The sequence below is a fragment of the Erwinia aphidicola genome, assembly GCF_014773485.1.
GTDB lineage: Bacteria > Pseudomonadota > Gammaproteobacteria > Enterobacterales > Enterobacteriaceae > Erwinia > Erwinia aphidicola.
Genome location: NZ_JACXBP010000001.1, coordinates 242,217 through 258,892 on the forward strand (window position 1 = coordinate 242,217; position 16,676 = coordinate 258,892).

19 protein-coding genes are annotated in these 16,676 nt (G+C 57.9%); 15 read left to right on the top strand and 4 right to left on the bottom strand.

The window, feature by feature from the left end; translation table 11 throughout:
• Nucleotides 1-108: 108 nt before the first annotated feature.
• The gene (gene grxB / locus ID864_RS01110) at nucleotides 109-756 is read right to left on the bottom strand and encodes a glutaredoxin 2 (RefSeq protein WP_048916419.1); all 648 of its coding nucleotides are present in this window, start codon (nucleotides 754-756) and stop codon (nucleotides 109-111) included.
• A 274-nt stretch (nucleotides 757-1,030) separates the two neighbouring features.
• Here grxB and rimJ point away from each other — a divergent pair, with 274 nt between their 5' ends.
• From rimJ to murJ, 4 genes are all read left to right on the top strand, one after another.
• Complete coding sequence (gene rimJ / locus ID864_RS01115; protein WP_191149470.1) at nucleotides 1,031-1,624, top strand: ribosomal protein S5-alanine N-acetyltransferase; 594 nt, start codon at nucleotides 1,031-1,033, stop codon at nucleotides 1,622-1,624.
• Nucleotides 1,625-1,630: 6 nt separating this feature from the next.
• Nucleotides 1,631-2,281: a DUF480 domain-containing protein gene (locus ID864_RS01120; protein WP_191149278.1), complete on the top strand. Its 651-nt coding sequence runs from the start codon at nucleotides 1,631-1,633 to the stop codon at nucleotides 2,279-2,281.
• The gene (locus ID864_RS01125; protein WP_191149279.1) at nucleotides 2,278-3,201 is read left to right on the top strand and encodes a Gfo/Idh/MocA family protein; all 924 of its coding nucleotides are present in this window, start codon (nucleotides 2,278-2,280) and stop codon (nucleotides 3,199-3,201) included. Before ID864_RS01120 ends, ID864_RS01125 begins: the two co-directional genes overlap by 4 nt.
• 215 nt (nucleotides 3,202-3,416) lie before the next feature.
• Nucleotides 3,417-4,955, top strand: coding sequence for a murein biosynthesis integral membrane protein MurJ (murJ, locus tag ID864_RS01130; RefSeq protein ID WP_191149280.1), 1,539 nt, complete (start codon nucleotides 3,417-3,419; stop codon nucleotides 4,953-4,955).
• Between the two features lie 49 nt (nucleotides 4,956-5,004).
• On the opposite strand, the gene flgN is transcribed toward murJ, so the two are convergent.
• The 3 genes from flgN to flgA form a co-directional block, all read right to left on the bottom strand.
• Nucleotides 5,005-5,436: a flagellar export chaperone FlgN gene (gene flgN, locus ID864_RS01135; RefSeq protein WP_191149281.1), complete on the bottom strand. Its 432-nt coding sequence runs from the start codon at nucleotides 5,434-5,436 to the stop codon at nucleotides 5,005-5,007.
• 4 nt (nucleotides 5,437-5,440) lie between these two features.
• Nucleotides 5,441-5,740 (bottom strand): flagellar biosynthesis anti-sigma factor FlgM, encoded by a 300-nt coding sequence (gene flgM, locus ID864_RS01140; protein ID WP_048916413.1) that lies wholly within the window; start codon nucleotides 5,738-5,740, stop codon nucleotides 5,441-5,443.
• Between the two features lie 107 nt (nucleotides 5,741-5,847).
• Nucleotides 5,848-6,516, bottom strand: coding sequence for a flagellar basal body P-ring formation chaperone FlgA (gene flgA, locus ID864_RS01145; protein WP_048916412.1), 669 nt, complete (start codon nucleotides 6,514-6,516; stop codon nucleotides 5,848-5,850).
• A 157-nt stretch (nucleotides 6,517-6,673) separates the two neighbouring features.
• Between flgA and flgB the strand changes: the two genes are divergently transcribed.
• The 11 genes from flgB to flgL all read left to right on the top strand — a co-directional run bounded on the left by flgB (nucleotide 6,674) and on the right by flgL (nucleotide 16,622).
• Nucleotides 6,674-7,087: a flagellar basal body rod protein FlgB gene (flgB, locus tag ID864_RS01150; protein ID WP_048916411.1), complete on the top strand. Its 414-nt coding sequence runs from the start codon at nucleotides 6,674-6,676 to the stop codon at nucleotides 7,085-7,087.
• Nucleotides 7,088-7,090: 3 nt separating this feature from the next.
• Nucleotides 7,091-7,495, top strand: coding sequence for a flagellar basal body rod protein FlgC (gene flgC, locus ID864_RS01155; RefSeq protein ID WP_048916410.1), 405 nt, complete (start codon nucleotides 7,091-7,093; stop codon nucleotides 7,493-7,495).
• Between the two features lie 11 nt (nucleotides 7,496-7,506).
• Nucleotides 7,507-8,178 carry a flagellar hook assembly protein FlgD gene (gene flgD / locus ID864_RS01160; protein WP_062818135.1) on the top strand — a complete coding sequence of 224 codons (672 nt, stop codon included), beginning with the start codon at nucleotides 7,507-7,509 and terminating at the stop codon, nucleotides 8,176-8,178.
• Between the two features lie 29 nt (nucleotides 8,179-8,207).
• Nucleotides 8,208-9,422 carry a flagellar hook protein FlgE gene (flgE, locus tag ID864_RS01165; protein ID WP_048916408.1) on the top strand — a complete coding sequence of 405 codons (1,215 nt, stop codon included), beginning with the start codon at nucleotides 8,208-8,210 and terminating at the stop codon, nucleotides 9,420-9,422.
• 21 nt (nucleotides 9,423-9,443) lie between these two features.
• On the top strand, nucleotides 9,444-10,199 hold the full coding sequence (locus ID864_RS01170; protein WP_048916407.1) for a flagellar basal body rod protein FlgF: 756 nt from the start codon (nucleotides 9,444-9,446) through the stop codon (nucleotides 10,197-10,199).
• A gap of 16 nt (nucleotides 10,200-10,215) precedes the next feature.
• On the top strand, nucleotides 10,216-10,998 hold the full coding sequence (flgG, locus tag ID864_RS01175) for a flagellar basal-body rod protein FlgG (protein ID WP_048916406.1): 783 nt from the start codon (nucleotides 10,216-10,218) through the stop codon (nucleotides 10,996-10,998).
• 87 nt (nucleotides 10,999-11,085) lie between these two features.
• Nucleotides 11,086-11,787, top strand: coding sequence for a flagellar basal body L-ring protein FlgH (locus tag ID864_RS01180; protein ID WP_048916405.1), 702 nt, complete (start codon nucleotides 11,086-11,088; stop codon nucleotides 11,785-11,787).
• Nucleotides 11,788-11,796: 9 nt separating this feature from the next.
• On the top strand, nucleotides 11,797-12,903 hold the full coding sequence (locus tag ID864_RS01185; RefSeq protein WP_048916404.1) for a flagellar basal body P-ring protein FlgI: 1,107 nt from the start codon (nucleotides 11,797-11,799) through the stop codon (nucleotides 12,901-12,903).
• The gene (flgJ, locus tag ID864_RS01190; RefSeq protein WP_048916403.1) at nucleotides 12,903-13,853 is read left to right on the top strand and encodes a flagellar assembly peptidoglycan hydrolase FlgJ; all 951 of its coding nucleotides are present in this window, start codon (nucleotides 12,903-12,905) and stop codon (nucleotides 13,851-13,853) included. Before ID864_RS01185 ends, flgJ begins: the two co-directional genes overlap by 1 nt.
• Nucleotides 13,854-13,988: 135 nt before the next feature.
• A complete protein-coding gene (flgK, locus tag ID864_RS01195) occupies nucleotides 13,989-15,632 on the top strand; it encodes a flagellar hook-associated protein FlgK (protein WP_048916402.1) in 1,644 nt (547 codons plus the stop codon).
• Nucleotides 15,633-15,653: 21 nt separating this feature from the next.
• Nucleotides 15,654-16,622: a flagellar hook-associated protein FlgL gene (gene flgL, locus ID864_RS01200; RefSeq protein WP_048916401.1), complete on the top strand. Its 969-nt coding sequence runs from the start codon at nucleotides 15,654-15,656 to the stop codon at nucleotides 16,620-16,622.
• Nucleotides 16,623-16,676 lie beyond the last annotated feature (54 nt).

Here is a 16,676-nt window from a genome sequence, read left to right on the forward strand (position 1 = left end):
GCGAATAGCATGCACCACCGGGCGGCATTCGTCACCAGGACAACGCTTAACCGGCAGGGGGAAAGCACAACGGAATGTGTCGGGCCAGCAAAAGCTGGCCCGGCAATATCAGGAAGCGACAGAGGATAACAGGTTGATTTGCGTCTGTTTAGCCATGTTATCGCGGTAATCCGCCACGCGGGAAGGGTACTCAATACCGGCTACCAGCGACAGCGAACGCAGCAGTGGGAACAGATGGATGTCGTCCAGCGACAGCTCGCCGCTGACGGCATTCGGCTTAACGATCAGCTTATCCAGCTTGCGCAGGTCATCATTGACGTTTTTAATCCAGCCCGCCGAGTGTTCGCGCAGCTCGGAAAAATCACCATAAGTGCCCTGTTTTTTGTTTTTGAAGTAGTCGCGCGCTTCCGGCGTGGCGAACTCGGCAAACGGCGCTTCCGCCACGCGCGGGATCAGCAGCTTGTTAACATAGCTGTTGATATGGCGCAGCCAGTCGGTGATGGCCGGATTGGTTTTTCCGGTCAGCAGCGGCTCGCGATCGATACGATCGATATAGTGCACGATATCCAGACTTTCCGGCATGCAGCTGCCGTCTTCCTTCATCAGAATCGGCGCCATTTTCTGACCAATCAGGCGGGTGGGCGTCGCTTCGTCATCGTTCAACATCACCACCAGCTCAACCGGAAGGTTTTTCAGGCCGAAGATCATGCGGGCTTTTACACAGAACGGGCAGTGTTCATAGATATAGAGTTTCACTATCAATTCCTTCTTTTGCGATATCGATGAATTAACATCAATTATCTGAATGTATTATGAAAGTATGGAAGAGAACCCGCAGAAGGGCAACCGCAGGGGCGGGTATGGCGAGGTTTTAAGCTTAATTTCGTGGATTATGCCATTTTTTATGCGGCAGCGTATTACCGGCAAACGGGATGGCGGTTATAGTGAAACGAGTAGAGTGACGCGCCGTGGTGCGCGGTCTCACTCCCCAACTCACAATGCTTTCCAGACACGTGTTTCAGGAGAAATGATGTTTGGCTATCGTACTGCTGCACCTAAAGTGCGCCTGACTACCGATCGTTTGGTGATTCGTCTGGTCAACGAACGTGATGCCTGGCGGCTGGCTGATTACTATGCTGAAAACCGTGCTTTTCTTAAACCGTGGGAACCGGTGCGCGATGAGAGCCACTGCTATCCCTCCGGATGGCAGGCGCGGCTGGGGCTGATTGCTGAGATGCAGAAGCAGGGCAGTGCCTTCTACTTTGCGGTGATGGACCCGGATGAGAATGAAGTGCGCGGCGTAGCGAACTTTAGCAACGTGCTGCGCGGTTCGTTTCACGCCTGCTACCTCGGCTATTCGCTGGGGGAGAAGTGGCAGGGGCAGGGGATGATGTTCGAAGCGCTGCAAAGCGCAATTCGCTATATGCAGCGGCAGCAGCGCATGCACCGCATTATGGCTAACTATATGCCGCATAATCAGCGCAGCGGCAATTTACTGGCGCGCCTCGGTTTCGAAAAAGAGGGTTATGCCAAAGAGTACCTGCTGATCGATGGACGCTGGCAGGATCATGTCCTGACGGCACTGACCTCCCACGAATGGACGCCGGACCGGCGCGGAGTGTAATTTCACATGATCAAATCCCCTTTTACCGCCGCTGAAGCGCGGGTGATTGGCTGCCTGCTGGAAAAGCAGGTCACCACCCCGGACCAGTATCCCATGTCGCTGAACGGCGTGGTGACCGCCTGTAACCAGAAGTCTAACCGCGAGCCGGTAATGTCACTGAGCGATAGCGAGGTGCAGAACACACTCGACCTGCTGGTGAAAAAACATCAGCTCACCGCGCTAAACGGCTTTGGTAGCCGGGTGGTGAAATATGAGCAGCGTTTCTGCAACTCGGAGTTTGGTCAGCTCAAGTTCACCCCGGCAGAGGTGGCGGTGGTCGCCACGCTGCTGCTGCGCGGCGCCCAGACGCCGGGCGAGCTGCGCACGCGCAGTTCGCGCATGCATGACTTTGCCGATATGAACGAAGTGGAGCAGACGCTGGAGCGACTGACGCAGCGCGAAGACGGTGCGCTGGTCGTGCGGCTGGCGCGCGAGCCGGGCAAGCGTGAAAGCCGCTATATGCACCTGTTCAGCGGAGAGGTGGATGAGAGCCTGGCCGCCAGCCCGCAGCCGGAAACGGACAGCGGGCTGGAAGCGCGGGTACAGCTGCTGGAACAGCAGGTCGCCACGCTGCAACAGCAGCTATCCACACTGCTGGCAGAGGGGGAGGGCACATGAGCGGCTTGAAAGTGGGCATCGTCGGGCTGGGCGGCATTGCGCAGAAAGCCTGGCTGCCGGTGGTAACCCGCACCGACGGCTGGCAGATTGCCGGGGCATTTTCGCCCAATCAGCAAAAAGCGCGCCCGGTCTGCGACAGCTACCGCATTCCGCTGCACGCATCGCTGGACGATCTCGCCGCCGCCAGCGATGCGGTGTTTGTCCACAGCAGCACCGCCAGCCACTATGAGATCGTTAATCGACTGCTGCGCGCGGGGGTCGATGTCTGCGTTGATAAGCCGCTCGCCGCTACGCTAAGCGAAGCCGAGCGGCTGGTGGAGCTGGCGGAAAAGCGCGGGCGCAAGCTGATGGTGGCGTTTAACCGCCGCTTTGCCCCGCGTTATCTGCAGCTGCAGGCGGCACTGCAACAGCCTGCGTCACTGCGCATGGATAAACATCGCAGCGACAGCGTCGGGCCCAACGATCTGCTGTTTACCCTGCTGGATGATTATCTGCACGTGGTCGATAGCGCGCTGTGGCTGTGCGGCGGGGAGGGTAAGCTGCAAAGCGGCACGATCCAGACCAACGACAGCGGGCAGATGCTCTACGCCGAACACCATTTTAGCGTGGGGGGGACGCAGGTGACCACCAGTATGCATCGTCGCGCCGGAAGCCAGATGGAGCGAGTGATGGCGGTCGATGATGGCGCGGTCTACCAGCTGAGCGAGATGCGTGACTGGCAGCAGGAGCAGGCGGGCGTCGTGACCATCGACCCGATCCCCGGCTGGCAAACCACGCTGGAGCAGCGCGGATTTGTCGGCGCGGCGCACCATTTCATCCGCTGCGCAGAAAATCAGACAATGCCGCAAACCAGCGGCGAGCAGGCGCTGATGGCGCAGCGGCTGGTGGAGAAATTATGGCGTGAAGCCGAGCGGGAATAGGCTACAACCTGCCTTCCTGTAGGGGCCGCCCCTCTTTTCCGGTCGGCCCGAGGCAGGATGGATTCGGGTCGACCGCGAAAAAAAGGTCGACCCTTACGCGATCCTCGATATACCCGGTAACAAACCGCTATGGTTATTTCCTTTTACTTCAGTAGACTATCCGCATCAAAAAACGATCGGGGTTCCCCGGTCCGTTATCCAGAACCAGGAAAGACATGAACCTGTTGAAATCACTGGCAGCGGTCAGCTCAATGACCCTGTTTTCACGCGTGCTGGGATTTGCCCGCGACGCGATTGTCGCGCGCGTATTTGGCGCCGGGATGGCAACCGATGCCTTTTTCGTCGCGTTTAAGCTGCCTAACCTGCTGCGACGCATCTTTGCCGAGGGGGCGTTCTCCCAGGCGTTTGTTCCTATTCTCGCCGAATACAAAAGTAAACAGGGTGAAGAAGCCACGCGCGTCTTTGTGGCTTATGTTTCCGGCTTGCTGACGCTGGCGCTGGCGATTGTCACGATTTTGGGGATGTTTGCTGCCCCGTGGGTGATCCTCGTCACTGCCCCCGGCTTTGCAGATACCGCCGATAAGTTCGCACTGACCTCATCGCTGCTGCGCGTGACCTTCCCGTATATCATGCTGATTTCACTGGCTTCGCTGGCCGGGGCGATCCTCAACACGTGGAACCGTTTTTCGGTCCCGGCGTTTGCCCCGACGCTGCTCAACGTCAGCATGATTGGTTTTGCGCTGTTTGCCGCACCGCACTTCCACCCGCCGGTGATGGCGCTGGCCTGGGCGGTCGTCGCCGGCGGCGTATTACAGCTTGGCTATCAGCTGCCGCATCTGAAAAAAATCGGCATGCTGGTGCTGCCGCGCCTTAACCTGAAGGATGCGGGCGTGTGGCGCGTGATGCGCCAGATGGGGCCGGCGATCCTTGGCGTGTCGGTCAGCCAGATCTCGCTGATCATTAATACCATTTTCGCCTCGTTCCTCGTTTCCGGCTCGGTGTCGTGGATGTACTACGCTGACCGCCTGATGGAGTTTCCCTCCGGGGTGCTGGGCGTGGCGCTGGGCACTATTTTGCTGCCGTCGCTGGCGAAGAGTTTTGCCAGCGGCGACCAGGCAGAGTATTCGCGCCTGATGGACTGGGGCCTGCGCCTCTGTTTCCTGCTGGCGCTGCCGAGCGCCGTGGCGTTAGGGATTCTGGCAAAACCGCTGACCGTTGCGCTATTTCAGTACGGCAAATTTACCGCCTTTGATGCCGCAATGACCCAGCGTGCGCTGGTGGCCTATTCAGTCGGTTTGATGGGGCTGATCGTGGTGAAGGTGCTGGCTCCGGGCTTCTACTCGCGGCAGAACATCAAGACGCCGGTGAAGATTGCTCTCTTCACGCTGCTGGCAACCCAGGCGATGAATCTGGCATTTATTGGTCCACTGAAGCATGCCGGACTGTCGCTGTCGATCGGTCTGGCGGCCTGCCTGAATGCCGCGCTGCTTTACTGGCAGCTGCGCAAGCAGGATATTTTCCAGCCGCAGCCGGGCTGGGCGAGTTTCCTGGTGCGTCTGTTTTTCGCCGTTGTGGCGATGGCGGCGGCGCTGGTCGGCGTGCTCTATCTGATGCCTGACTGGGCTAACGGCAACATGCTGTGGCGGTTAATCCGTCTGGCAGCGGTCTGTGCGGTGGGTGGCGGCGTCTACTTTGCCGTGCTGGGCCTGTTAGGTTTCCGCCCGCGTGATTTTGCCCGCCGCACCGTGGCATAAACAGAAAAACCCCGCAGCGCAGGCGCGGCGGGGTAAAGTCTGACAATAATTACGCTTTACGGCTGACGGGCGCGCTGTGGATCGCCTGGCCGTCGGGGCCATAAAATTTTTGTGACTGATAAGGCTTCAGTACCTGCAACGCATGCTCGTTATGACTGATTTGATGATTGAGCAGCATACCGTTGTGTAGATTGGTATCGCGTAATTTTACCGTGTGATCCTGAATCGATGACCAGCGTCTCGCCAGTTCCGGGTGGCGGCTGTAGGGCACGTGCAGCCCGGCCGCTTTTTCTTCATCGCGGCGCATTTTTTCCAGGAAGTCCAGGGTGGCAAGCAGCGAGCTTTTATCCTCGGTAATTCGCTGCAATAAGCTGCTGTTGACCTGACCCGCCGAGAGCTGTTCTTGCTCCGCATTCATCACATCGGCCAGCGACGAAAGAACTTCCAGCATTTTATCAAGCGTGTTGAGCAGCTTATCCATTGAGTTAATTACCTTGCAGTGAGTCTTTAGCTTCCTGAATCAGTGCGTCGGCGATTTTGCCGCTGTCCATCTTCAGTTCGCCGTTACGAATAGCGGTTTTCAGCTCTTCCACGCGGGCAGTATTAATGTCCTGTGAGCTGGCCTTGGTCAGCTGTGACTGTGCGCCACTCAGTACCACCTGGGTGCCGGCAGTTTCAGTGGTTTTGCTTTCCGCTGCGCGAGCCTTCGGCTGGGCAACATCATTAGTATCGCGTTGTTGAACGGTGCTGGCCGGGTTCAGTGGCTGGGTTCTGTCGATGCTCATATCTGGCTCCTGTTAACTCAGGTGTGACTACGCCTGATGCTCAATATTCTAATAGTACTACGGCTGTTATTAACACTATCGGCAGAACTGATGCCTTCTTTAGTGGTTTATAGCGATATCAGAATATTCCCATCCGAGTCGACTTTGCCCATCACAATCTGGCCGGAGCTCATGCGTACCCTGACCGACTGCAGGGCCGTTGCGTTGTTCATTGCTTTGCCTTCGCTACTGATATTGAAGCCGTCGCCGCTGGCGGTCACGGTGACCATCTGCCCGGCTTTTACGCGCCACGGCTGGCGCATCATCATCTGGGTTACCGGCTGGCCGGGATTGATATCGCGCAGGGTAATGGCACCTACCGCATCTTCAGCTTTCATCAGCGTGCGGGCGGGCAGAGTATCTAAGCGGCCCTGCTGCATACGCAGATCGCCAGCGGCGATAGCGGTTCCGCGCGGCACCTGGCGGGTGGCCACCAGATAACTGCCGCTGACCTGCACCTGCACCTGAATATAGCGGCGGTTCTGATCACAGTTGGCCGCGACGCTGATATTGCCCCACATGCGGCTGTTGCCCGGCAGGGAGAACTGCGGCGCATCACAGGCGGGCCACATATTCTGCGGTGTCTTCACCACCACGCTCAGGTTATCGGCACCCTGGCCGTTTTCCCCATAGCGGTTTTTAAAAAACTGGTTGAGCTGTGCGTTGAGATCGCCAGCAGTGGCGGTGACGCTCGCCAGGCTCAGCAGCGCGCTTAACAGCAGTGTGGCTCCACGCATGGCGCCCCCTCTTTTTTATCAACATGGCAGCGATTCTACCCTCGCGGGTGCGATGTCAAGGCGCAAATTAGCGACCATTTTTAGCGCTATTCAAACGATAGGCCTTCCCACCCCGAGATTATGCTGTCAGCTCTAAATTCTCACTTGCGGAGGACGCATGCTCGACAAACTGGACGCAGCACTACGGTTTAACACCGAAGCTCTGAACCTGCGCGCACAGCGGCAGGAGATCCTGGCATCCAACATCGCGAACGCAGACACGCCAGGCTATCAGGCGCGCGATATCGATTTCGCCAGCCAGATGAACAAGGTGATGGAACAGGGGCGGGCGCAGGGTTCCGGGCTACAGCTTGCGGTCACGTCGGCACGCCATATTCCTGCAGAAACGCTTCAACCCCCATCCATGGATTTGATGTACCGCATTCCTGACCAGCCTGCGCTGGACGGAAACACGGTTGACATGGACCGGGAACGTACCGAGTTTGCAGATAACAGCCTGAAATATCAGACCGATCTCACCATGATCAGCAGTCAGATCAAAGGCATGATGTCCGTGCTACAGGGGCAATAAGTTATGGCACTTTTGAACATTTTTGATATTGCCGGTTCGGCAATGGCTGCACAGTCACAGCGTCTGAACGTCAGCGCCAGTAACCTGGCCAACGCCGACAGCGTCACCGGGCCGGATGGTCAGCCCTACGTCGCGAAGCAGGTGGTTTTCCAGACTAACGCGATGCCGGGTTCACCGACCGGTGGCGTGAAGGTCGCTCAGGTGATCGACGACCCGGCGCCCGCGCGCCTGGTGTACGAGCCGGGTAACCCGATGGCGGATGCCAAAGGCTACGTGAAGATGCCGAACGTGGATGTCGTAGGGGAAACGGTGAACACCATGTCAGCTTCGCGCAGCTACCAGGCCAACGTTGAGGTTTTAAACACCGTTAAACAGATGATGATGAAAACCTTAACGCTGGGCCAATAAGGAGCTTCCCAATGAGTATTGCTGTAGGCGTAAACGAAAAACAGGCGACCACCACGCTAACGAACTCTTCATCCAGCTCTGATACCTCAGCAGCGGATCTCCAGAGTAACTTCCTGACGCTGCTGGTCACCCAGCTACAGAACCAGGATCCGACCAATCCAATGGATAACAGTCAGCTGACCTCTCAGCTGGCGCAGATCAATACCCTGAGCGGGATTGAGAAGCTGAACACCACGCTGGGCTCCATCTCCGGGCAGATCACCAGCGGCCAGTCGCTGCAGGCATCGACCCTGATTGGCCACGGTGTGATGGTAGACGGTTCGCAGATCCTGGTCGGCAGCAGCACCACCACGCCGTTTGGGGTGGAACTGGCTCAGGCCTCAACCAGCACCACCGCCACCATTAAAGATGCCAGCGGCGCAGTGGTTCAGACCATTGACCTTGGCGCACAGACTGCAGGGGTTCATACCTTCCAGTGGGATGGCAAAGCGGCGGATGGCACCACCGCGGCAGACGGCAAATATACCGTGTCTATCGCTGCCAGCAACGCTACCGGCCAGCTGGTCGCACAGCCGTTGAACTACGCCTACGTCAGCGGCGTAACCACAAATTCTACCGGTGCGGTGCTCGACCTCGGCACCATGGGCACGACAACCCTGGCTAACGTTCGTCAGATCGTTTAATCCACTAATTTTGCTTCAGGAGTGACAACATGGGCTTTTCACAGGCGGTCAGTGGCTTAAACGCTGCGTCCAGCAACCTTGACGTTATTGGTAACAACATCTCCAACTCCGCCACCGCGGGCTTTAAATCCAGCACTGTCGCGTTTGCCGATATGTTTGCCGGTTCTAAAGTCGGCCTCGGCACCAAAGTGGCTGCTGTGGTGCAGGACTTTGGTGACGGTACCACCACCACCACCAGCCGCGGTCTTGACGTGGCGATCAGCTCTGCAGGCTTCTTCCGTATGGCCGACACCAGCGGCGCGGTCTATTACAGCCGTAACGGCCAGTTCACGCTGGACGCGGATCGCAACATCGTGAACATGCAGGGCCTGAAGCTGACCGGCTACCCGGCATCCGGCAACCCGGCCACCGTGCAGACCGGTGCTAACCCGGTGGCGCTGACCATTCCTGAAGCGTCCATGCCGGCCAAGATGACCAGCACCGCGTCACTGACTGCCACGCTGAACTCTTCCTCTGCCGCGACCACCGGTGCGTTTAACGCCTCCGACACGTCGACCTATGACAAAAAAACCTCGCTGACCGCGTATGACTCGCAGGGCAACGAGCACACCATCAACATGTACTTCGTCAAAACTGCGGACAACAGCTGGACCGTTCACGCGCAGGATGCCTCTGCTACTGACCCGTCCACCACCGACACCACCACTAACCTGGTGTTCGATACCAGCGGCGCCCTGACCACCGCCAGCGCCAAAGCGATTAGCGTGACCATGGACAACAAAGGTGGCAGCGTCACCGCCAGCCCGTTCACTGTGGATATCACCGGCAGCCTGCAGCAGAACAACGGTGGGTCCACTTTTGGTAACCCAACGCAGAATGGTTATGCCCCGGGTGACCTGACCAGCTACCAGATCAATGACGACGGTACGCTGGTCGGTAACTACTCGAACGAAAAAACCCAGGTACTGGGTCAGATCGTGCTGGCGAACTTTGCTAACCCGGAAGGGCTGAAGTCGGAAGGCGACAACGTCTGGTCTGCCAGTGCTTCCTCTGGCCAGGCGCTGACCGGTATCGCCGGTACCGGTAACCTCGGTACGCTGACGGCGGGTGCGCTGGAGTCCTCCAACGTCGACCTGAGTAAAGAGCTGGTGAACATGATCGTGGCGCAGCGTAACTACCAGTCGAACGCGCAGACCATCAAAACTCAGGACCAGATCCTCAACACGCTGGTCAACCTGCGTTAATACGGTTAACAGGGGAGTTCAATGGATCACGCGATATATACCGCAATGGGGGCTGCCAGTCAGACCCTCGATCAGCAGGCAGTGACGGCGGCCAACCTCGCCAACGCCTCTACGCCGGGCTTTCGCGCACAGCTGAATGCCGCGCGCGCGGTGCCGGTGGAAGGCTTATCTCTGCCTACCCGTACGCTGGTCACGGCTTCAACGCCGGGATCGGATATGAGCCAGGGCGCGCTGGATTATACCGAGCGCCCGCTGGATGTGGCGATGCAGGGTGACGGCTGGCTGGCGGTGCAGACCGCTGACGGCACTGAAGCCTACACCCGCAACGGCAATATGGAAGTCAGCCCGGCCGGGCAGCTTACCGTGCAGGGCAACGTGGTGATGGGCGACGGCGGGCCGATTGCGGTGCCGCAGGGTTCGGAAATCACCATCGCGGCTGACGGTACCATTACCGCGCTGAATCCGGGCGATGCACCAAATGCCACGGTACAGCTGGGCAAGTTGAAGCTGGTGAAAGCCAGCGGTAGCGAACTTCAGCGCGGTGATGACGGCATGTTCCGTCTCACTGCCGCTGCCCAGACTACCCGCGGCGCAACGCTGCCGCTGGACGCGACGATGAAAGTGATGCCTGGCGTGCTGGAAGGTAGCAACGTCAGCACCACCCAGACCATGGTCGATATGATCGCCAACGCCCGTCGCTTTGAGATGCAGATGAAAGTGATCTCAAGCGTTGACGAGAACGAACAAAAAGCCAACCAGCTGCTGTCAATGGGCTGATCAGAGGAATAAACAGATGATCCGTTCTTTATGGATTGCCAAGACCGGCCTTGACGCTCAGCAGACCAATATGGACGTTATCGCCAACAACCTGGCCAACGTCAGTACCAACGGTTTTAAACGTCAGCGTGCGGTCTTTGAAGACCTGATGTACCAGACCATGCGTCAGCCGGGTGCGCAGTCATCCGATCAGACCACGCTGCCTTCCGGCTTGCAGATTGGTACCGGTACGCGTCCGGTTGCCACCGAGCGCCTGCACAATCAGGGCAACCTGTCGCAGACCGACTCGTCTAAAGACGTGGCGATTAACGGTCAGGGCTTCTTCTCGGTCCTGATGCCGGACGGCACCACGGCGTATACCCGCGATGGCTCTTTCCAGACTGACCAGAATGGCCAGCTGGTGACCAACGCCGGTTTCCCGGTGCAGCCAGCCATCACCATCCCGGCGAACTCGCTGAGCATGACCGTCAGCCGTGACGGCGTAGTGAGCGTCACGCAGCAGGGCCAGACGAACCCGGTGCAGGTCGGTCAGCTGACCCTGAGCACCTTTGTCAACGATGCCGGCCTGGAAAGTATGGGTGAGAACCTGTACCAGGAAACTCAGGCCTCCGGTGCGCCAACCGAAAGTAACCCGGGCAACAACGGGGCCGGTACGCTGTATCAGGGCTACGTTGAAACCTCAAACGTTAACGTCGCAGAAGAGCTGGTAAGCATGATCCAGACCCAGCGCGCCTACGAAATTAACAGTAAGGCCGTCAGTACTTCCGACCAGATGCTGGCGAAGCTGACCCAGCTGTAATACGACGGAGAGCTTGACCGTCGCAGGTGCCGGGCTTTACTGCCCGGCCCGTTAATAAAATATTCACGTAATGAAAGGTTCATTTCCATGGCGCAGCAGATCTCATTGCCTGGACGTTTGTTAGTAGCCGCGATGCTGCTGACGCTTAACGGTTGTGCGTTAGTTCCCCGTAAGCCTCTGGTAGAAGGTTCGACAACGGCTCAGCCGCTGCCTGCTTCTCCGCCGGTGGTCAACGGCTCTATTTTTCAGGGTGTGATGCCAATGAACTACGGCTACCAGCCGCTGTTTGAGGATCGACGCCCGCGTAATATTGGCGACACATTAACCATCACGCTGCAGGAAAACGTCAGCGCGAGTAAGAGTTCTTCTGCCAATGCCGGACGTGACGGCAGCAGCAGCTTCGGGCTGACCGCCACGCCGAACGCGCTGGCTGGCCTGCTGGGCGGTGACAAAACCACCTTCGCCGGGGCCGGTAAAAATGATTTCGCCGGTAAGGGTGGCGCAACGGCCAATAACACCTTTACCGGTACGATTACCGTTACCGTCAATCAGGTACTGCCAAACGGCAACCTGAGCGTGGTCGGTGAGAAACAGATTGAGATTAATCAGGGAACTGAGTTTATCCGCTTCTCCGGGGTGGTTAACCCACGCACGATTAGCGCCAGCAACAGCGTAGTATCAACCCAGGTGGCGGATGCGCGCATTGAGTACGTCGGTAACGGCTACATCAATGAAGCACAAACCATGGGCTGGCTGCAGCGGTTCTTCCTGAACATATCACCGATGTAAGAGGTTTTCATGCGTAATGTACTGATTCGATTTGCTTTGCTGCTGACGATGGGGATCAGCGCCCTGGCGCAGGCCGATCGTATTCGCGATCTCACTACCGTTGGCGGAGTGCGCGATAACTCCCTGATCGGCTACGGCCTGGTGGTGGGGCTGGACGGCACCGGTGACCAGACTACCCAGACTCCGTTTACCACTCAGAGCCTGAGCAACATGCTGTCGCAGTTGGGGATCACCGTCCCCGCCGGCACCAATATGCAGCTGAAAAACGTCGCGGCGGTGATGGTTACCGCCAAGCTGCCGGCCTTTGGTCGCCAGGGGCAGGTGGTGGACGTGGTGGTTTCCTCTATGGGTAACGCCAAAAGCCTGCGCGGCGGTACGCTGCTGATGACTCCGCTGAAAGGCGTGGATAACCAGGTGTATGCGCTGGCGCAGGGTAACGTGTTGATCGGCGGAGCCAGTGCCGCCGCCGGTGGCAGCAGCGTGCAGGTCAACCAGGTGAACGGCGGGCGCATTACCGGTGGCGCCACCATTGAACGTGAGCTGCCAAACAACTTCGGCAGCAGCAACGTGATTAACCTGTTCCTTAATCAGGAAGATTTCAGCATGGCGCAGCGCATCAGCGACGCCATCAACAGCCGCGGCGGCTATGGCATGGCGCAGGCGCTGGATGGCCGCACCATTCAGATCCGCAGCAGCGCTAACAGCACCTCGCAGGTGCGCCAGCTGGCCGATATTCAGAATATCGACGTCTCCGTGCCGATTCAGGATGCCAAAGTGATCATCAACTCGCGCACCGGCTCGGTGGTGATGAACCGCGAAGTGATGCTGAGCCAGTGTGCAGTGGCGCAGGGCAACCTGTCGGTGACGGTGAATCAGACTCAGAACGTCAGCCAGCCGAACACGCCGTTTGGCGGCGGTCAGACGGTGGTGACGCCACAGACACAGATTGATCTGCGCCAGAGCGGCGGAGCGTTGCAGAGCGTGAATGCCAGCGCCAATCTCAACAGCGTGGTGCGCGCCCTGAATGCGCTGGGTGCAACGCCAATCGATCTTATGTCCATTCTACAGTCGATGCAGAGTGCCGGTTGCCTGCACGCCAAACTGGAAATTATCTGATGAGTGACAACAGCCAGTCGATGATGGGCGCGGCGTATGACAGCCGCTCGCTTAACAACCTGAAGCGCCTTGCCAGCAGCGATCCGAAAGCGCATGCGCTGCAGGTTGCTAAGCAGGTGGAAGGGATGTTCGTGCAGATGATGCTGAAAAGCATGCGTCAGGCGCTGCCGCAGGACGGCATGCTAAGCACCGAACAGACGCGGCTGTACACCTCAATGTATGACCAGCAGATCGGCCAGCAGATCGCCTCGAAGGGGTTAGGGCTGGCCGATATGATCGTCAAGCAGATGGAAACGCAGAAAGCCCCGGACGAAAAAGCCGGAACGGTGCCTATGCCGTTGGATAAAGCCTTTATCAACACGCTGCCGCCGCTGGCGATGGAACAGATGGTGCGTAAAGCGGTTCCGCGCTTCAACGCCAGCGAAATGCCGCTTTCCGGCGATAACAGCGACTTTATCGCCCAGCTGTCGCAGCCGGCAAAAGCCGCCAGCGAGCAGAGCGGAATTCCGCATCACCTGATCCTCGCCCAGGCGGCGCTGGAATCCGGCTGGGGGCAGCGCCAGATCCTGACGCGTGACGGTAAGCCGAGCTATAACGTCTTTGGCATCAAAGCTACGGGCAGCTGGCAGGGCAAAACCACCGACGTAATGACCACCGAATATGAGAACGGCGAAGCGAAGAAGGTGAAGCAGAAGTTCCGCGTTTATGACTCCTACTTCGACGCGCTGACCGACTACGTCAAGCTGCTGAGCAACAACCCGCGCTACGCCGCCGTCACCACGGCAGCATCACCGGAGCAGGGCGCCCAGGCCTTGCAGGCGGCGGGTTACGCGACCGATCCGAAATATGCACAGAAGCTGGTGGGGATGATCCAGCAGTTCAAAAACATGGGTGAAAAAGTGGTGAAAGCCTATGGTCAGGATATGAAAGATATCTCCACGTTATTCTGATTTTTTTGGCTTTTGGTCTCAAGTTTACCCCGGTTGTACCGATAACCTTTTCAGGCCGGATTTGAGTTAACCCAACTTACCGGCAAACGATTCGTCAATGCTGGCTCTGCAGTTGCCGGTTAACAAGGACCCGAAATGGCAAACTTAATTAATACCGCGATGAGCGGATTGAGCGCCGCCTCCGCCGCGCTGAATACCACCAGTAATAACATCACTAACTATGCCGTTAGCGGTTATTCACGCCAGACCACGGTCCTTGCCCAGACCGCCAGCACCCTGAGCGGCAACAACTACTACGGCAACGGGGCCAGCGTCTCGGCGGTGTATCGCGAATATGACCAGTTCATCACCAATCAGCTGCGTGCCGCCAGCACTCAGGCCAGCAGCATCAGCACGCAGTACAGCCAGATGTCGAATATCGACGATATGCTGTCCAGCACCACTAACACCCTGTCGAGCAACATCCAGGACTTCTTCAGCTCGCTGCAGAGTCTGGTCAGCAATGCCAGCGACTCCTCGTCGCGTACTGCCGTGCTGGGTAAAGCGGAAGGGCTGGTAAACCAGTTCAAGGTCACCGATACCTATCTGTCCAATCTGGACAGCAGCGTCAATACCTCTGTCACCTCGACCGTTGATCAGATCAATAACTACGCTAAGCAGATCGCGAACGTTAACCAGCAGATCGGCAAGCTGAAGGGTGCAGGAGCGGGCAGCGAACCGAATGACCTGCTGGATCAGCGCGATCAGCTGGTAAGCGAGTTGAATAAGCTGGTGGGTGTTACCGTCAATCAGCAGGATGGCGGCAGTTACAACATCTCCATCGGCAGCGGCGTCTCGCTGGTGCAGGGCAGCAGCTACAGCCAGCTGGCAGCCGTGCCGTCCAGTGCCGATCCGTCGCGTACCACTATCGCTACCGTGGATGCCACCACCGGCGCAAAAAGCGAACTGCCTGAATCACAGGTGACCAGCGGTTCACTCGGGGGCCTGCTGGCGTTCCGTAAAGAGCTCGACGGCGTGCGTAACCAGATTGGCCAGCTGGCAATGGCGCTCGGCACCAGCCTGAACACCCAGCACCAGGAAGGTGTGGATGCCAACGGCGATGCGGGCGGCGCGCTGTTCAGCCTCGGCAGCCCGGCGGTGGTCTCGAACACCAAAAATAGCGGTGGGGCATCGTTAAGCGCCACCTGGGCGGACACTACGAAGGTACAGGCCTCCAACTACACCGTCAGCTATGACGGTACTAACTGGACGGCAACACGCCTTTCCGACAACAGCAAAGCCGCTATCACCGTTGACAGCACCGCGCAGACGCTCTCTTTTGATGGTCTGACGCTCAGCTACGATAAGCTGCCTGCTGCCAAAGACAGCTTCACGGTCAAGCCGGTTGCCGACACCATTACCGGAATGAGCGTGCTGATCTCCGATGAAGGCAAACTGGCTGCCGCCAGTGCTGTCGGTGGCGCAAGTAACAACGAGAATGCGCAGAAGCTGCTGAATATCCAGACCGCCGGTGTGATTAACGGCAAAAGTACCCTGACTCAGGCTTATGCCAGCCTGGTGGCGGATGTGGGAAACAAAACCAGCACGTTGAAAACCACCAGTACCACGCAGACCGCTGTGGTGACGCAGCTGACCAATCAGCAGCAGTCGGTTTCCGGCGTCAACCTTGATGAAGAGTATGCCAATCTGACGCGTTACCAGCAGTACTACATGGCGAATGCCCAGGTACTGCAGACCGCTTCCACCATTTTCCAGTCGCTGATGTCCGCAGTCAGCTGATTTTTGCAGAGGAATTAAACCATGCGTCTCAGTACCAGCATGATCTATGACCAGCAGGCCCGCGGCATTGCCAACTCGCAGCAGAGCTGGTTGAAAGTCGGTGAGCAGCTGTCCAGCGGTAAACGCGTCGTCAATCCGTCGGATGACCCGGTAGCAGCCGCGCAGGCGGTGGTGGTTTCCCAGGCTCAGGCCCAGACTGCGCAATTTTCCACGGCGCGCGTGTTTGCCACGCAAAACCAGTCAACCGAAGACACCACGCTGAAGCAGGTTGCCGATGTGGTGATCAGCGCCCAGACTACCCTGGTGGCGGCATCGAACGGCACGCTGTCTGATGATGACCGCGCCTCTTACGCTACTCAGCTGGAGGGCCTTCGTGCACAGCTGCTGAACCTGGCTAACAGCACTGACGGTAATGGCCGCTATGTGTTTGCCGGCTACAAAAGCGATACTGCCCCGTTTGTCACGGACGCCACCACGGGTGAAACGACTTATGCAGGTGGCACCACGCCTATTACGCAAAAGGTAGATGCCAGCCGTACGTTGACGACCAACCACACCGGTGCACAAATTTTCGACTCCTTGACCAGTAACGCCACGAAAGAGCCGGATGGTTCGACCGGTGAAAGCAACATATTCACGACGCTGGACACCGCGATTAAAGCGCTGAAAACGCCGCTGGCTGACGCCGATCAGACCACCGTCGATTCCGCCTCCGCCGATATGGAAAAATCGATCCGCGGCCTTAAGAACTCGCTGAATAATGTCTCTACCGTGCGCGCCGAGGTGGGGACCAACCTGCAGGAGCTGACAAACCTCGACTCCAAAGGGGATGACACTACTCTGAACCTGAAAACTCAGCTGAGCGGGCTGGTAGATGCCGATACTACCGAAACTATCTCCAGCTACACCATGCAGCAGGCCGCTTTGCAGGCTTCCTATACCGTGTTCCAGCAGATGTCCAAGCTGTCGCTGTTCAAGCTGAATTCCTGATCCCATATTAAATTTTGAGCATGCTTAAACCGGGTGTGCTCAGTTTCCCCCGCT

Coding starts and splice junctions, on each gene's coding strand:
- rimJ (WP_191149470.1), top strand. CDS start 1,031: ATGTTTGGCTATCGTACTGCTGCACCTAAAGTGCGCCTGACTACCGAT.
- ID864_RS01120 (WP_191149278.1), top strand. CDS start 1,631: ATGATCAAATCCCCTTTTACCGCCGCTGAAGCGCGGGTGATTGGCTGC.
- ID864_RS01125 (WP_191149279.1), top strand. CDS start 2,278: ATGAGCGGCTTGAAAGTGGGCATCGTCGGGCTGGGCGGCATTGCGCAG.
- murJ (WP_191149280.1), top strand. CDS start 3,417: ATGAACCTGTTGAAATCACTGGCAGCGGTCAGCTCAATGACCCTGTTT.
- flgN (WP_191149281.1), bottom strand. CDS start 5,436: ATGGATAAGCTGCTCAACACGCTTGATAAAATGCTGGAAGTTCTTTCG.
- flgM (WP_048916413.1), bottom strand. CDS start 5,740: ATGAGCATCGACAGAACCCAGCCACTGAACCCGGCCAGCACCGTTCAA.
- flgA (WP_048916412.1), bottom strand. CDS start 6,516: ATGCGTGGAGCCACACTGCTGTTAAGCGCGCTGCTGAGCCTGGCGAGC.
- flgB (WP_048916411.1), top strand. CDS start 6,674: ATGCTCGACAAACTGGACGCAGCACTACGGTTTAACACCGAAGCTCTG.
- flgC (WP_048916410.1), top strand. CDS start 7,091: ATGGCACTTTTGAACATTTTTGATATTGCCGGTTCGGCAATGGCTGCA.
- flgD (WP_062818135.1), top strand. CDS start 7,507: ATGAGTATTGCTGTAGGCGTAAACGAAAAACAGGCGACCACCACGCTA.
- flgE (WP_048916408.1), top strand. CDS start 8,208: ATGGGCTTTTCACAGGCGGTCAGTGGCTTAAACGCTGCGTCCAGCAAC.
- ID864_RS01170 (WP_048916407.1), top strand. CDS start 9,444: ATGGATCACGCGATATATACCGCAATGGGGGCTGCCAGTCAGACCCTC.
- flgG (WP_048916406.1), top strand. CDS start 10,216: ATGATCCGTTCTTTATGGATTGCCAAGACCGGCCTTGACGCTCAGCAG.
- ID864_RS01180 (WP_048916405.1), top strand. CDS start 11,086: ATGGCGCAGCAGATCTCATTGCCTGGACGTTTGTTAGTAGCCGCGATG.
- ID864_RS01185 (WP_048916404.1), top strand. CDS start 11,797: ATGCGTAATGTACTGATTCGATTTGCTTTGCTGCTGACGATGGGGATC.
- flgJ (WP_048916403.1), top strand. CDS start 12,903: ATGAGTGACAACAGCCAGTCGATGATGGGCGCGGCGTATGACAGCCGC.
- flgK (WP_048916402.1), top strand. CDS start 13,989: ATGGCAAACTTAATTAATACCGCGATGAGCGGATTGAGCGCCGCCTCC.
- flgL (WP_048916401.1), top strand. CDS start 15,654: ATGCGTCTCAGTACCAGCATGATCTATGACCAGCAGGCCCGCGGCATT.